Origin of the sequence: Pseudomonas sp. GM48, assembly GCF_000282335.1 — a bacterium.
Classification (GTDB): Bacteria; Pseudomonadota; Gammaproteobacteria; order Pseudomonadales; family Pseudomonadaceae; genus Aquipseudomonas.
In genome coordinates, this window is record NZ_AKJM01000009.1 from 55174 (window position 1) to 69485 (window position 14312).

The following is a 14312-nucleotide window of genomic DNA, read 5'->3' on the forward strand; positions in this document are numbered from 1 at the left end:
TCGCGGTTCTTCAGGCATACCGCTTTGTGCGGGTTTGCGACTGCTTCGCAGCCGAGCGGGAGCAAGCTCCCTCGCCACAGGTTTTCGTTCGGCTTGGGAGGGTCTTCATTGAGCCCTAATGAACATCCCTCCCGGTTCGTTTACCACGGTGAGCCTGTTTATTTTTGGAGACTACCGCCCATGCCACTGCACCCGGACATCGAAGGATTTCTAGAGCTGGCCGAGTTCGGCCGCCTCAACGGCAAAAGCCAACCCATGCACGAACTGACTCCTGGCGAAGCGCGGCAGCAATTCGAACAGACTTCGCAGTTGCTCGATGAGGCACCGACGGGTGCATTGACGGTAACGGCGGTCAGCATTCCTGCGCGAGACGGGCATTGGCTCAACGCGCGGCTGTTCGCCAAACCGCAATCGGGCAGCGAGCAGCGTCCGGTGTTGTTGTACTTCCATGGCGGCGGTTACGTGGTGGGCAGCCTCGATTCCCACGACACCCTGTGCCGGCGCCTGGCACTGGCGGGGGAGTTTGCCGTGTTGTCGGCGGATTATCGCCTGGCGCCTGAGCACCGGTTTCCGACTGCTTACAACGACGCCGAAGACATCACGCGTTGGCTCGCCATTACCGGAGCCAAAGCGTTGGGGCTGGACGCGAGGCGAATCGCGCTGGCGGGGGATAGCGTCGGCGGCAGCCTGGTGGCATCGCTGTGTATCGCCATTGCCCGGGACCCGTTGGGATGGCCGCTTGTGCCGCGTCTGCAAGTGCTGCTGTACCCGGTGATCGACGCTGTAACAAAGCGCCCGTCCCTGGAGCGATTCTCCGAAGGTTATCTGCTGGAAGCCACCACGCTGGAATGGTTTTACCAGCAGTACCAACGCAGCGAGGCGGACCGTGCCGACTGGCGTTTTTCGCCGCTGTACGCCGAGCGTTTGCAAAGTCTGACGCCCACCGTCCTGTGGCTGGCCGAGTACGACCCGTTGCTGGACGAGGGCCTGGCCTGGGCCGAGAAACTGCGTGCGGCGGGGCAGCCGTTGGTGCTGGACGTGAAGGCCGGCATGACCCACGACTTTGCGCGCATGGGCGAGATGGTCCAGGAGGTACCGGGGATGCTGGCGCAACTGGCGGCGCAGATCAGCGAGAGTTTGGCCTGACATATTAGTGATCAGCGACGTCGTACCCCTGTGGGAGCGGGCTTGCTCGCGAAAGCGATATTTCAGCCGACACATAAGTTGCCTGACACGCCGCCTTCGCGAGCAAGCCCGCTCCCACAGGTCTATCGGTGATCTGGGAAATGTGGTCAGGGCGGATCAAGCTGATCCAGCGCCCGATTCACCGCCAGTTCCCCGAGCATGATCACCTGCGCAATCCCCAACAGCGCATTGCGGCTCGTCCCTTGCAAATGATCCACCAGATCGTTAGCCATAACATTGGCCGACGCCAGTGACTCACAGGCGTGCACCAGCAGGGTTTCGGTACTGAGTTCGGGGTTGACGATGAACATCGTGCTGGGTGTGCGCGGGGTGGCCATGATGTTGGGGCCTGGATCGAAGGCGCACTCGGCGGTTTCGTGGGACTGTTTTGAGTCGGGGCTTTCATGTGGGGCGGCCGGGTCGGTGTCCGGCGGATTTGGAGTAACCTTGAACATAGATACTTACCTTTAAAGAGGGCCGCACCAGTTCGCTACTAAACGAAGGGGTGGCAGCTGTGCGCAAGTTAGTAGACCGGTGAGGTAAGCAAAAACCGGCGCGCCCGAGGACGCCATGCGCACAGCCACCATCAAGCACAGGCGAATACCTGACTGATGATACTCATGCGACCGCTCTTACCTTGGCCGGGCTACTAAACCCGATCACTGGAAATCAGTGACCCGAATCAAGTTACCGACGACCCCCAAGGCGCACAAGCCGGCGGATTCTGGCGTACCTGTAGGCAACGGCGCAAGGCGTTGTGGCTTTCACGAAGTAACCTACAGGCTTCTTAAACAAGCACTGCCAAGTGGTTTTTAACCTGCTGTTTTGCCTTGTCAGAGAGCGTTGAAGTCTTTTGGAATCGGCAAGAAAAATCCTACGCAAGTTTGCGGTTGGTCCTCGGAAGTACAGCCCTTACGATCTGACGTTACGCATTGGTCGGGTAAGCCAATGACACTCATCATTGTCAATGATGACAGCGGCTCTGGAGGTCATTATGAGCGCCGATTTTCCCCTCATCGTTTTAGAGTTTGAGACCGAAGCGCAGGCCGCCAGCCATAACCGTTGGTTCAGCGCCAAGGTGCAATCTTCGCTTGACGATCCACGCCCGAATGTCTCGCACGATCAGGTGATGGCTGAAATGCGAGCCCTCATCGAGGTAAAGCACAACAAGCAGGATGCTGGTTGAGTGATGGTTTGAATCGAGATATTGAGCGTGTTGCATGCTCGGCAGGAATACCCTTGATCTTTAGGGTATTTCATCGCCGGTTGAAACCACCCCCCAAAGCAGTCACTCGACACTTAACTATAAGCTGCTAGATTCACCACCCGATAGACACGACAAGGAATGTTCGTTCATGAAATTTGGCTACCTGATCATCTACGTCAAGGATGTAGAAGCTTCACTCAAGTTCTTCTCGGCGGCCTTCGGCCTCAGTGTTCGCTTCATCCATGAGTCCGGCACCTATGGCGAGCTCGAAACCGGCGAAACCGCACTGGCATTCGTTGCCGATGAACTGGCCGCATCGAACTTCAGCACCGGCCATGTCTCCGCGCACTCATCTCTCAAACCGTTAGGCATCGAAGTCGGGCTGGTGACCGAGAATGTCCCTGTGGCCCATGCCAAAGCGATTCAAGCAGGCGCTAGCGAAATCGCTGCCCCGACTACCAAGCCCTGGGGGCAAACCGTGTCTTACGTTCGATGCCCGGATGGAACGTTGGTTGAGCTGTGCACACCCGTAAACGCTCCAGAGCGAGCCTCAGACTTAAAGTGACCCGTGCAGACAAGCCAGGCAGCAGCCAGAACATAGTCACGTCAATGAATGAATTGGTGATATGTAAAATCTCCGGGCTCACGCCACAAATCTGCGAACTGGAAGCCGAGGCCGTTGCAGAAGGCTTCAGGTTCCTCACCCGGTTGATTGCGGAATGGGAAAGCGGGGCCAATCGGTTCGATCAGCAGGGTGAGTGCCTTTTGGGGGTGTTTCGCAACGGGCGGCTGATTGCCCTCGGAGGTCTTTCCTCCGACCCGTTTGCCGAACCGGATACAGGGCGCTTACGGCGGGTCTACGTCGCACGTGCATCAAGGGGCCAGAACGTGGGTAAAGCGTTGGTACAGCAACTGCTGGAACTGGCGTCCGGGCATTTCCGCGTTGTACGACTGTCCACGGACACACCCGAGGGCGCTGCCTTTTACCTTCGCTGCGGGTTCCGGCCGATACAGGATGATTTTGCGACGCATATGAAGTCACTGGTGGATGCCCCATAGACAATGGGACAGTGCTCTTGAAGTGCCTAACCGACTTTTTCGCCCAGTAACGGCTGTGTATGATCACTACGGTCCGATGCCGCCCGCCGCTCGCTCCCGCTGGGAAAGGTGAAAGCATCTCCTCCTTATTGATCAGCCGTTGCGCACCGAAGCGACCCGGTCTGCTTTGAACCACGACGATTCGCCCCCGGTATTAAGGATGAACACGGTATGACCACGCAGAACACTTCGCTTCAAGACATCGCTGCGCCTGAAGGCGTTTGTTATGGCTGCGGTAGCCAAAATCCGCACGGGCTGCACATCAAGAGCTTCTGGCATGAAGACGGGGTGCATGTCATGGCGGAGCATTTGCCCGATGACAAGTATTGCGGCTGGCCGGATCTGGTTTACGGCGGTTTGATCGCGATGCTGGTGGACTGCCACTCCAACTGGGCAGCGATGGCTTATCACTATCGGGTAGAACAGCGCGAAGTGGGCAGCTTGCCCCACATCAACTGTGTCACCGGTAACCTGGGTATCAAGTTCATCAAGCCCACCCCGATGGGGGTGCGCCTGACACTGCGTGCAAAAGTCGAGGGCGATGTCGGGCGCAAAAGTCGCGTCATTTGTGAGGTCTTCGCCGGGGATGTTCTGACTGCTGTCGGGGATTCCACTTTTGTCCGCGTCGATACCGAGCAACTCAGGGCCGCCGCGCACGATCGTCAGGTCGAATCCTGAAGCAAATCAGGCCCAGACTGTTTTCGGAAGCCGAAAACACAACCGGACCACTGTAGGAGCGAGCTTGCTCGCGATGGACTCAAGAACGCTGCGTTTATCCAGTAAACACGCGTTATCGTTAACGACCATCGCGAGCAAGCTCGCTCCTACAGGGGCCCGGTTTTTTGTTGCAGATGAGGCTGTCAGCCATCAGTACTGCGCGCGCAGGCTCAGGGTCAGTGTGCGCGGGTCGCCATAGAAGTTGGTGCCCCAGGAGGCATCGACGCGGTCGTAGTACTTGCGGTCGAACAGGTTGTTGGCGGTCAGTGTCGACGACAGGTTTTCGTTGAATTTGTAGCCGACCTGCGCCGTGGCGATGGCAAAGCCGCCTTGTCTGAACTTCACATCACGCTGGAAGTAAGTTTCGCTGACGGCACGCACGCCGCCGCCGACGCTGAAATTCTTGAGCGGTCCGTCGGTGAACTCATATTTGGTCCACAAGTTGTAGTTGTGCTTGGGCGTGATGGTGCTGAAGGTCTTGCCTTTGTTGGCCTGATCGCCGTCCAGGAACTTGGTGGAGGTGTAGGCATAACCGGTGACGATGCTCCAGTTCTCGGTCAGGTTGCCGCTCAGCTCGGTTTCCCAGCCCTCGCTGCGGGCCTTGCCCTCGGTCATGTAGGCACCGGAGGTGTTGTCGTATTCGGCGCGGTTTTCATCGTAGATGCGAAAGGCTGCGATGCTGGCGTTCAGGCGTCCGTCGTAGAATTCGCGCTTGAGGCCAATCTCGTACTGCTTGCCTTCGCGCGGGCCGACCGGCTGGCCGTCTGTTCCGATTTCGCTCTGCGGTTTGAACACACCGGTGTAGCTGAAGTAGGTCGACAGTTCCGGGGTGATCTTGCCGATGACGGCGCCGTACGGCACGACCTTGCGGTTGATGCTGGTGTGGGCTTCGCCGAAGTTGTTGAAGAAGGCGTTGGCATTCTTCGCGTCGCTTTCGTACCAGGTTACGCGGCTGCCGCCGAGGACATCGAGCCAGTCGGTGACGTTGAACTTGGCGCGGGTGTAGAGGCCGTACTGATCGGACTTGGACCAGTTGCCGTTGACGTGCGCATAGTCGTTGCGGGGAATGTCGATGCTGCCCGGATCCCACACGTTGATCGGGAAGTACTCGCCGCCGCCGTAGGTGAAGTCCCTGTCCAGGTGCTGGTACTCGGCGCCGAGGGTGAACTCGTGCCGGCGATTGGCGAATTCGAATGGCGTGGTGACGAAGCTGTCGACACCGATGGTCTTGATGTGGGTGTAGTAGTCGTACGCCACGGCCCAGCTGTCACCGGTGGCCGGGTCGACCGCGCCGTCGGCCCAGGTGAAGTTACGCTCCGGGGTTTCGGCGTCGCGGTAGGTCAGGGTGGTCTTGAACTGACCGCCGTTGTCCAGTTCGTGATCGAGTTCGGCGAAGGTTTCCCAGACTTTTTCGTTGAGGGTGTTCCATTTGGCGTCGACGAAGGTCGAGCGCGGAACGTCGAGCAATGAGCCGTCGGCGTAGGCCGGCAAGCCGAAGGCCGGGGTGGAGTTGTTCTTCTGGTAAGCACCGCCGACCGACAGGGTGGTGACCGGGTCGAGGTCGAACTCCAGGCGACCGTAGACCATCGGGCGTTCGTTCTGCGCGTGGTCGACGAAGGACTGGTTGTTCTCGTAAGCGGTGATGAAACGACCTCGCACGGTGCCCTGGTCATTCAACGGGCCGGTGACGTCCACCGAAGAGCGGTAGCGATCGTAGGAGCCTGCGGCCAGTTCGCCACCGAGGGCGAATTTGCTCAGGGCGCGCTTGCGCACCACGTTGATCGTACCGCCGGGTTCACCCGCGCCCTGGTACAGGCCCGACGGGCCGCGCAGCACTTCGATGCGGTCGTACATCGCCAGGTCGAAACTGGTGGCCATGTCGCCCTGGCCGGTGGGTTGCGAGACGCCGTCGACCTGCACCTGGTCAACGAGGAAGCCGCGCATAAAGATATCGTTGAGGCTGGAGCCGGAGTTGTAGGTCTTGACGGTCACGCCGGTGACCTGGCGCAGGGCGTCCTGCAGGCTGTTCAGGTTCTGGTCGTCCATGCGCTGGCGCGTGACGACGGACACCGACTGCGGGATGTCCTTGACCTTGATGTTGCCTTTGCCGATGGTCACTTCATCGCTGGTGTAGGAGTGCGAGCCTTCGGTGGTCGGCCCCAGCGCCACGCCGGTGATGGACGTTGCACCCAGTTGCAGCGCACTGGAGTCACCGGCCGATGGCAGCAGCGACACCGTGTTGCCATTCAACTGAAAATTGATGCCGCTCCCCAGCAGCAAGGTTTTCAGTGCCTGTTCCGGTTCCATGTTGCCGGACACCGCCGTGGACTTGATGCCGTTGACCATGTCCTGGCTGTAGAGAATCTGCAGATTGGTCTGCTGGCCCAGTTGGCGCAATGCACTGGCCAGCGCCTGAGCCGGCACATTGACGTTCACCGGGGCTGCCTCGACCCGGGAAGTGCCCAGCAGCAACAGGGTCAACAGTGCGCCCGGCACGAGCGTTCGGAATTTCCTTTGCCGTTCGATGGCTAATGCCAAGGGTGCGCGGGACAGAGTAGGGCTTTGCATTGCTCGAATCGCTCCAGAATGGTGTGTGCAGTTTTTTAGTTAATGATAATTATTATTAGACGTACCACTTTGGCTAAACCGGAAAACAAACTTCAAAAAACAATGATTTGCGTGCGGCAACGGCACTCAGACGGTTGTGCGCTCGGTGACGACCCGGCCCGATTCCATGCGCACCAGTTGATCGGCCATGTCGAAATAGCGGTCATCGTGGGAGATGACGATGATGGTTTTGCCCAGGCGTTTGAGGTCCGGCAGCAGCTCGGTGTAGAAGATGCGGCGGAAGGTCGGGTCCTGGTCGGCGGCCCATTCGTCGAACACCAGTACCGGGCGTTCTTCCAGCCAGGCATTGACCAGCGCCAGGCGCTTGCGCTGGCCGGTGGACAGGTCGGTGGTGGTGAAGCTGCCGTCCTGGACGCTGACCTTGTGTGCAATCTCCAGGCGTTGCAGGTATTTATTGGCGTCTTCGGGGATGTGTTGGTCGCCCTGCACTACGTCATCGAACAGGTAGTAGTCGGCAAAGATTGTGGTGAAGAGTTGGCGGTAGTCGTCACGGTTCTGCGCATCGATGCCCTGGCCGTTGAGCAGGATTTCACCGTGTTGCGGCGCGTACAGGCCCAGCAGCAACTTGATCAGCGTGGTCTTGCCGCAGCCGTTTTCGCCGACGATGAAAATGATCTCGCCTTGCTCGATAGTCAGGTTCACCGGGCCCAGGCGAAATGCGTCGCTGCCCGGTGCGGCGGGGAAGGCGTAGCTGACGTTGTCCAGTTGCAGACGGTTGACCACGGTCGGCTGGATGCCGTTGTCGTTGAGCAACAGGTGCGGCTCGGGCGAGGAAAAGCGGCTCGACAGATCGGCAATGCGGCGCAAGGCAATGCGCGCCCGACTCACGATCGGCAAGGTGCTGACCAGGTGTTCAATCGGGCCTTTCATGTACAGCAACACCAACACGAAGCCGCTCATCACCGCTTTGTCGGCGCTGGGCCAGAACGATTGCAGGGCCAGCGCCAGGCCGATGACCACGAAGAACAGCATCGAACCCAGGGTCTTGGCGATCACGAAGGTGTTGATCGAACGCACCTGGGTGTTGCAGATGAAATCGGCGGTGCCCTGGATGCCCTTGACGAACATGCGCTGGCGCCGCGGGCGGTGGATGCGCAACTCCTTGGCGCCGCCGGCAATGGCGTTGTAATGCTTTTGCAAATCGTCTTCGGCGTCACGGGCGGCCATGAAACCCTGGATGCCCTTGCCCTGCGCGTAGAACTGGATGCCGGTGCCGATGGCAATCGCCACCACCATTATCAGGAACATCGGCCACGACAACATCGCCAGGTAACCCATGCAGCCGAGGGTCACGGTCAGGGAAATCGCCAGCGGCGCGAAGGCGAAGGCGAAGTCGCTGATGGTGTCGACGTCGTGGGTCAGCACCGGGATCAAGCGGTGGCTGCGATAGCGTTCGATCTGTTCGATGGGCGCCGAGAGTACTTTTTCCCCAAGCTCTTTGCGCAGCCTGGCGATGATGTGCTGGCCGACGTAGTTGGTGCCGATGTCCGAGCCGATCGAACTGCCCAGGGCCAGCAGGCACAGGCCGCCGAACAGCGCGACCACGCCTTGGGTCAGGCCGTCCGGCGAATGCAGCGCGTTGTTGATGGTGGCCAGGAGTACCGTCACGCTCAGGCCGCCGACCATGCCCAGGACAATGGACGTGGCAACGATCAGTCGAAACGGTTTCAACAGGGCCAGTAATTCGCCGATGGCGCCTCGGGTGGGCTGGGTCATGGCAAGCAGTTCCTTGGGTCGTAAGGCAGATACCCAGTAGAACGTCTGATGGAGGGCTTTATTTAAATGGTGGGCGACACAAAACCTGTGGGAGCGGGCTTGCTCGCGAAAGCGGTGGATCAGAAAAGTTGATGTTGGCTGACACGACGCCTTCGCGAGCAAGCCCGCTCCCACAAGGGTTAGGGGGGAGGTTAGAGAGTGCGGACTACACGGAAACCGATCCAGTCGCCACGGGTCTGTGGGTCGATGTCATTGCGGTTGCCCGAACGGGAAAACACCGGTGCTTCGCCCCAGTCGTTGCCACGGATGCGCAGGGTGTCGCAGTTGGGCTCGGTCCAGGCACTGCCGTCGGTGGGCGCGCCGACATAGTCCGGGTGGTAGCAGTCGGCGATCCACTCATAGACGTTGCCGTGCATGTCGTACAGGCCAAAGGCGTTGGGTGGGTAGCTGCCGACCGGTGAGGAATAGCTGTAGCCATCGGTCGGGCCGTAAGTGTTGGCGTGGGTAGCGATGCTGTATTCGGTGCCGGGGTCGAACGGGAAGGGGAACGGTCCCGATGACCCGGCACGGGCCGCGTACTCGCGTTGGGCCTCGCTGACGATGTGGTAGTGCTGGCCGGTTTTCAGCGACAGCCAGGCGACATACGCCGAGACTTCGGCGAAGTTCATGCACACCGCGGGCTGGCGCGGACTTTGTGGGTAGCGCGGCTTGCTGTTGATGCACTCGCGGCCGGGGCGGGTGTCGCCATCGGGCAGGGTGGTCCCGGTTTCCTTGAGGTACTGGTCCCATTCAGCGGCGGTGATCTGGTAACGGCTCATGGCGAACGGTTGGGTGAACGTCACATCATGCATCGGGCCTTCATCTGGCTCGCGGCCAACCTCGTCTTCCGGGGTGCCCATGGTGAATGTGCCGGCGGGCAGCACCACCATTTCCGGGCAATTACGGCAGTCTTTAAAGACCTTGCCCGGCAACGGCGCGGTGTACGCCTGGGCGAGGCTCGGCACGGCGCTGCCGAGCAATGCCAGCAGCATCAGGGTGCCCAGGCGTTTGGCGCGCCACCTGTAGAGGGTGTTTTTCATAAGGCTTCTCGCTAAGGGGAGTCGGCGGTTCAGAGTTTGCTGGCCATCAGCTCCATCAATCTGTCGATGTGCGCTTCGGTATTGAGTAGCCCCGGCGACACACGAATGATCGGCCCGACATCGCGGTCGACGGCGTCACACACCACGCGCTGGTCCATCAGGAAATTGGCGACTTCTTCGCAGTCCTGGTTCTTGATGCGGAAGAAGGTGAAACCGGCGGAATACTCCGGTGACAGCGGCGTGACCAGCTCCACCGACGGGTGCGCCTGCAAGCGTTTTTTCAGGTAGCTGTTGATGTCGTGAATGCGCGTCGCGACCTCGGCCTTGCCCAGTTCCAGGTGCAATTTGAAGGCTTCGGTCAGCGCCCAGCGGTGTTCGAACGAGTGGTAGCCGCCGTAGGTCATCACGGTGGAAAACTGCGTGGCTTCGGAGAAGGTCGGGATGGTCGGGGTCACGTCCTTGAGCTCGTCGGAACGGGCGCAGATGATCCCGGTGCCCCGTGGGCCGAACATCCATTTATGGGTGCCGGCGATGAAGAAATCACAGTGCATGTCGGGGAAGTCGAGGTTTTCCACGCCGAAGCCGTGGACGCCGTCCACCACGAACAGGATGCGGTCCTTGTCGGCGCGGCCACGGTTTTTTTCTTCCACCAGTTTGCCGATCTCGCCGATGGGCAACTTCACGCCGCTGCCGGAGTGCACCCAGGTCATTCCGAGCACTCGGGTTTCGGGGCGAATGTTTTTCTCAATCACGGCCAGCACTTCGGCGGTCGAGACTTTGTACGGGTCTTCGAACAGTCGGATTTTACGAACCTGGGTGCCGTCCTTCTGGGTGCGGAACTCGAACACGCTATTGGCGGCGTAGTGTTCGTGTTCGCTGGTGAGGATTTCCTGGTCAGGGCGCACGTGGATGCCGGCGTAAATCATCGCCAGGCCTTCGGTGGTGCTGCCGGTCAGGGCGATCTGCGACGGTTTGGCTTTCAAATAGCGCCCGGCCCAGACGCGCACCTCTTCTTCGCGGCGTTCGGTTTCACCGCGATGCCAGTCCATGGCCAGGCCCGGGTTGCGGTCGAGGTTGGCGCGGTGCATTTCAATGGCTTCACACACCGGACGTGGGTGCGAAGTTACCAAAAAGTTGGCGAAATGCAGGTAGTTGGGGTCTTGCGTGAACAGTTGGCGCAACTGCTCCCATTTGTCCTTGGGCAAGGGCGCCGGGGCGGCGGCCAGTGCCGGCAGGTTCACGGTCGAGGCCAGGGGAATGCCGGCCGCCAGGATGCCGGCCTGCTTGAGGAATGAACGACGGTTGGTCATGGATTCGGTTCGCTTTGGCAAAAGGAAAAAATCAGTTCTGGACCACGGGGCGGGAGGACTTTTGTACCTGGTCCCAGACCCGCAGGAAGTTGCCGCCCCAGAGCTTGGCGATGTCGGCTTCACTGTAGCCGCGGCTGATCAGTTCGGCAGTCACGTTGCGGGCTTCGCTGACGTCTTTCCAGCCGTCGAGGCCGCCGCCGTCGTTGAAGTCGGAACTGATGCCGACGTGGTCGATGCCGATTTTCTTCACGGCGTAATCGATTGCATCGCCGTAGTCCTTGAGACTGGCCTTGGGTTCTTCGTCGAGGATCGAATAGAGCTGGCTGGCGTACTCGCCGAAACGCTGCTCGGGCCAGACGGTGATCACTGGGTCGCCGGGCATCAAGGCCATCTCCAGACCTTGCAACGGTTGCAGGTCGAAGCGCGCGCGCAGGGCGTTGAGCTTGTCCTGGGTGGCCTGGCTCAGCGGGCGGATGTAAGTCGGGAAACCGACAATCTGCACCACGCCGCCGCTGTTCTTGATCAGCTGCATTTCCGGGTCGCTGAGGTTGCGCGGGATGTCCACCAGCGCTCGCGGTGCCGAGTGCGACGCCACCATCGGCGTGCGGCTCAGTTGCGCGACTTGCTCCAGGGCCTTGGTCGACATCTGCGACACATCGATGATCACGCCCAGGTCGTTGAGGCGATGCACCGCTTGCTTGCCGATGTCCGACAGCCCGCCCAGCGCATCCCGCGAGTCATTGAAAAACGGCAGTGGCCGCGACGAGTCGGCCCAGGCGTTATTGCCCACGTAGCTGAAGCCGAACATGCGCATGCCTCGCGCTGCCCACTTGTCCAGGGCGTTGAGGTCATTGCCCAGCGGGTAGGCGTTGAGCATGCTGATGAAGACCGCGAACTTGCCCTCGCCGTGCAGGCGACGGAAGTCGTCGGGGGTGTAGGCGATGGCCACTTGATTGGGGAAGTCACGCACCATCGCGCTGATGATCTTGTAGCGGGTTTCCTGCTCGTGTCGGGCCTCGTCGACGAAACCGGCGGTGGGGCGATGGGGCGCATTGGGGCCGTTCCAGATTTCCGGCCAGCCGAAAATCGTCAGCGCCGCGCCGGACAGGCGCCCGCGTCCGGTCTTGACCAGGTCGAACTGGCCTTCGCCATTCTTGTCGGCTTCGTTGCCGGCGGTACCGAAATCCATGGGCACGGTGATGTGGCTGTCGAACGAGAGGATGCGTTCCTGCAGTTGATCGGCCTGTTTCATTACCTTGACCGGGTAGCCGGGGTTGTCCCTGAACCCATAATCCCAGACCGCGAAGCCGGCACCGGCACTGATCGCCAGGGCCAGCGGCAGGCCGATGAAAAGAGCCATTTTCGAACGTGGTTTTGTCATTGCCGTCTCAGTCAGGTTCGCCGTCGGGGGATCAGGCGCGGGGGCCTTTGCTATCTGGGGGGAACGAGTGGCTGGGCTGAGAATTTAGGTGTTTGTGCCGGCCTCTTCGCGAGCAAGCCCGCTCCCACAGGTGACCGCATTCCAATGTGGGAGCGGGCTTGCTCGCGAAGCTCTTAAATTCCGCGGCACAACAAACGTTCTAGCTTGGATAAAGCCTGCTCCATGGCTGACACAGGTAGGGCAATGACGATTTCTCGACGATGGTTCCTCGCGGGTCTGGCGCTGACCGGTGCCGCCGTGCCGGCGGCGTATTACGGGCATCGCGAACTGAGCAAACCGGACCCGACGATCACCCCCGGCGAAGCCTCGTTCGACGTGGCGGATATTGCCGGCCAGCGCCTGGCGGATACCTTGCGCGGGGTCTGGCAGATTCGTTTCGAAGGTCGTGATGCCGGTATCGAAGGCTTGCCGCTGGAAGGGCTGGAGGTATTTCTCGACATCGGCCACAAAGGTCGTGGCGTTGTCGGTTACCTCGACACCGCCGAACGTTTGCGCTCCACCGATGAGCCCCGCTACCGGGTGCTCGGCGATCTGTCCGGGGCCAACCCGAAGCAGCTGGGTTGGCGCCTGCTTGGCGCCAGCGGCTGTTGCGATTACGAATTCGACATGACACTGGACGAGGTCTGGGCCGGTTTCGGTAACGCCGGCAGCGGTAGCCTCAGTGGGCGCGTGCTGGACCTCAATCGCCCGCTGATGCTGACGGCCCAGGACAATCGCTTCATTGCGGTCAAACGGGTATTCCCTGAAGCGCGGGAACGCACTGGCCTCAATCCGACCCTTCTGGCCTGGCTGATTTCGCCGGAGCACCGGTTGTTCCACCAGCTCTGGCATGCCTCCCGGGACAAGTGGCACAAGCTGTCCGAAGACCAGCGCGGTGCCTTGCGCGGCATCGGCTGGCAACCCGGCCCAAGGGAAAGGGAGCGCGACGCCCGTGGCCCGCGCAAGGATCGCAATGGTTCGGGCGTGGACTTTTTCTTCATGCACCGGCACATGCTCGGTACTGCACGTTCGATGCAGGACTTGCCGTCCTGGACGCATTTCCCGTTGCCACAGCCGGAACTGGCGCGGGACCGGCCCGGTTTTGCGCGTTACTTCGACAATCACGACGGCACAGCGCTGCCGCCGACCTGGCTGGCCGAGGACGATGACGAGTACACGCAATGGGTCAGCGACATCAAGACTGGCGAGACGTATCACAGCAATTTCCAGGTCTGGGAATCGCGCTACCGCGACCCGCGTTATCTGTCGCAGCTGACCCTCGGCCAGTTCGGTTCGGAGGTTGAACTGGGCTTGCACGACTGGTTGCACATGCGCTGGGCTTCGGTGCCGCGTGATCCGTCCAACGGTCAGCCGGTGCCGTTCGCCCGGGATCCGGCAGACTTTTCTGCACGCTGGTTTGCGCCGGAAAACGATTTTCTCGGCGACCCGTTTTCTTCCCATGTGAGCCCGGTGTTCTGGCATTTCCACGGCTGGATCGATGATCGCCTGGAGGACTGGTTCCGCGCCCACGAGCGCTTCCATCCGGGGCAGGTCAGTCGGCTTCAGGTCAATGGCGTGCAATGGTTTGCGCCGGGGCGCTGGGTCGAGATCGATGACCCTTGGCTGGGCCCGGTCACCCACGGTTGCAGCACCACGCCGGGGTTGCAGGCCGGCAAGTCGGTGGAAATGGACCCGGAAACCATGAAGCTGGCGTTGCGCATTACCTTTGGCGAGGATGAAAAGAAGCTGAAGGATTTGCTCCGCAAGGTGCCGCAGCGGCCGTGGTATGCGCGCAATTTGAAGGCCAGGCAAAGTCAGGCTTGATAGCCGCGTTATCGTTGAATCGAGAAGGCAGGGGTGTTGATGTTGAATGTTCCTGCCCCTTCGCGAGCAAGCCCGCTCCCACAGTAGATCTTCAGTGAATGCAAAACCTGTGTACGACCAGGATCAAA

At 60.4% G+C, this 14312-nt stretch carries 12 protein-coding genes; 6 read left to right on the forward strand and 6 right to left on the reverse strand.

The annotated features are described in order from the left end of the window. The first annotated feature begins 180 nt into the window (after positions 1–180). Positions 181–1146 (forward strand): alpha/beta hydrolase, encoded by a 966-nt coding sequence (locus PMI28_RS26840; RefSeq protein WP_007981745.1) that lies wholly within the window; start codon positions 181–183, stop codon positions 1144–1146. Positions 1147–1292: 146 nt separating this feature from the next. On the opposite strand, the gene PMI28_RS26835 is transcribed toward PMI28_RS26840, so the two are convergent. Further along, a complete protein-coding gene (locus PMI28_RS26835; protein ID WP_007981747.1) occupies positions 1293–1640 on the reverse strand; it encodes a DUF6124 family protein in 348 nt (115 codons plus the stop codon). 539 nt (positions 1641–2179) lie between these two features. On the opposite strand from PMI28_RS26835, the gene relB reads away from it, so the two are divergent. The 4 genes from relB (at position 2180) to PMI28_RS26815 (ending at position 4168) form a co-directional block, all read left to right on the forward strand. Next, positions 2180–2371, forward strand: a complete 192-nt coding sequence (gene relB / locus PMI28_RS26830; RefSeq protein ID WP_007981750.1) for a type II toxin-antitoxin system RelB family antitoxin — start codon at positions 2180–2182, stop codon at positions 2369–2371. Positions 2372–2540: 169 nt separating this feature from the next. Beyond that, positions 2541–2957 (forward strand): VOC family protein, encoded by a 417-nt coding sequence (locus PMI28_RS26825; RefSeq protein ID WP_007981752.1) that lies wholly within the window; start codon positions 2541–2543, stop codon positions 2955–2957. A 44-nt stretch (positions 2958–3001) separates the two neighbouring features. Then, positions 3002–3451, forward strand: a complete 450-nt coding sequence (locus tag PMI28_RS26820) for a GNAT family N-acetyltransferase (RefSeq protein WP_238540666.1) — start codon at positions 3002–3004, stop codon at positions 3449–3451. A gap of 210 nt (positions 3452–3661) precedes the next feature. Then, positions 3662–4168, forward strand: coding sequence for a PaaI family thioesterase (locus tag PMI28_RS26815; RefSeq protein WP_007981755.1), 507 nt, complete (start codon positions 3662–3664; stop codon positions 4166–4168). 189 nt (positions 4169–4357) lie between these two features. On the opposite strand, the gene PMI28_RS26810 is transcribed toward PMI28_RS26815, so the two are convergent. From PMI28_RS26810 to pvdM, 5 genes are all read right to left on the reverse strand, one after another. After that, on the reverse strand, positions 4358–6775 hold the full coding sequence (locus PMI28_RS26810; RefSeq protein WP_007981757.1) for a TonB-dependent siderophore receptor: 2418 nt from the start codon (positions 6773–6775) through the stop codon (positions 4358–4360). Positions 6776–6901: 126 nt separating this feature from the next. Further along, positions 6902–8551 (reverse strand): cyclic peptide export ABC transporter, encoded by a 1650-nt coding sequence (locus PMI28_RS26805; protein ID WP_007981759.1) that lies wholly within the window; start codon positions 8549–8551, stop codon positions 6902–6904. 191 nt (positions 8552–8742) lie between these two features. Beyond that, a complete protein-coding gene (gene pvdO / locus PMI28_RS26800; protein WP_007981762.1) occupies positions 8743–9630 on the reverse strand; it encodes a dihydropyoverdine dehydrogenase in 888 nt (295 codons plus the stop codon). Positions 9631–9659: 29 nt separating this feature from the next. Continuing rightward, positions 9660–10940 (reverse strand): pyoverdine-tailoring periplasmic protein PvdN, encoded by a 1281-nt coding sequence (gene pvdN / locus PMI28_RS26795; RefSeq protein WP_007981764.1) that lies wholly within the window; start codon positions 10938–10940, stop codon positions 9660–9662. Positions 10941–10971: 31 nt separating this feature from the next. Next, positions 10972–12321 (reverse strand): pyoverdine-tailoring dipeptidase-like protein PvdM, encoded by a 1350-nt coding sequence (pvdM, locus tag PMI28_RS26790; protein ID WP_007981766.1) that lies wholly within the window; start codon positions 12319–12321, stop codon positions 10972–10974. Positions 12322–12564: 243 nt separating this feature from the next. On the opposite strand from pvdM, the gene pvdP reads away from it, so the two are divergent. Continuing rightward, on the forward strand, positions 12565–14184 hold the full coding sequence (gene pvdP / locus PMI28_RS26785; RefSeq protein WP_007981769.1) for a pyoverdine maturation tyrosinase PvdP: 1620 nt from the start codon (positions 12565–12567) through the stop codon (positions 14182–14184). The last annotated feature ends 128 nt before the right edge of the window (positions 14185–14312 follow it).

Excerpts from the sequence above, each read along its gene's own strand:
- PMI28_RS26840 (WP_007981745.1), top strand. The coding sequence starts at position 181 with ATGCCACTGCACCCGGACATCGAAGGATTTCTAGAGCTGGCCGAGTTC.
- PMI28_RS26835 (WP_007981747.1), bottom strand. The coding sequence starts at position 1,640 with ATGTTCAAGGTTACTCCAAATCCGCCGGACACCGACCCGGCCGCCCCA.
- relB (WP_007981750.1), top strand. The coding sequence starts at position 2,180 with ATGAGCGCCGATTTTCCCCTCATCGTTTTAGAGTTTGAGACCGAAGCG.
- PMI28_RS26825 (WP_007981752.1), top strand. The coding sequence starts at position 2,541 with ATGAAATTTGGCTACCTGATCATCTACGTCAAGGATGTAGAAGCTTCA.
- PMI28_RS26820 (WP_238540666.1), top strand. The coding sequence starts at position 3,002 with ATGAATGAATTGGTGATATGTAAAATCTCCGGGCTCACGCCACAAATC.
- PMI28_RS26815 (WP_007981755.1), top strand. The coding sequence starts at position 3,662 with ATGACCACGCAGAACACTTCGCTTCAAGACATCGCTGCGCCTGAAGGC.
- PMI28_RS26810 (WP_007981757.1), bottom strand. The coding sequence starts at position 6,775 with ATGCAAAGCCCTACTCTGTCCCGCGCACCCTTGGCATTAGCCATCGAA.
- PMI28_RS26805 (WP_007981759.1), bottom strand. The coding sequence starts at position 8,551 with ATGACCCAGCCCACCCGAGGCGCCATCGGCGAATTACTGGCCCTGTTG.
- pvdO (WP_007981762.1), bottom strand. The coding sequence starts at position 9,630 with ATGAAAAACACCCTCTACAGGTGGCGCGCCAAACGCCTGGGCACCCTG.
- pvdN (WP_007981764.1), bottom strand. The coding sequence starts at position 10,940 with ATGACCAACCGTCGTTCATTCCTCAAGCAGGCCGGCATCCTGGCGGCC.
- pvdM (WP_007981766.1), bottom strand. The coding sequence starts at position 12,321 with ATGACAAAACCACGTTCGAAAATGGCTCTTTTCATCGGCCTGCCGCTG.
- pvdP (WP_007981769.1), top strand. The coding sequence starts at position 12,565 with ATGACGATTTCTCGACGATGGTTCCTCGCGGGTCTGGCGCTGACCGGT.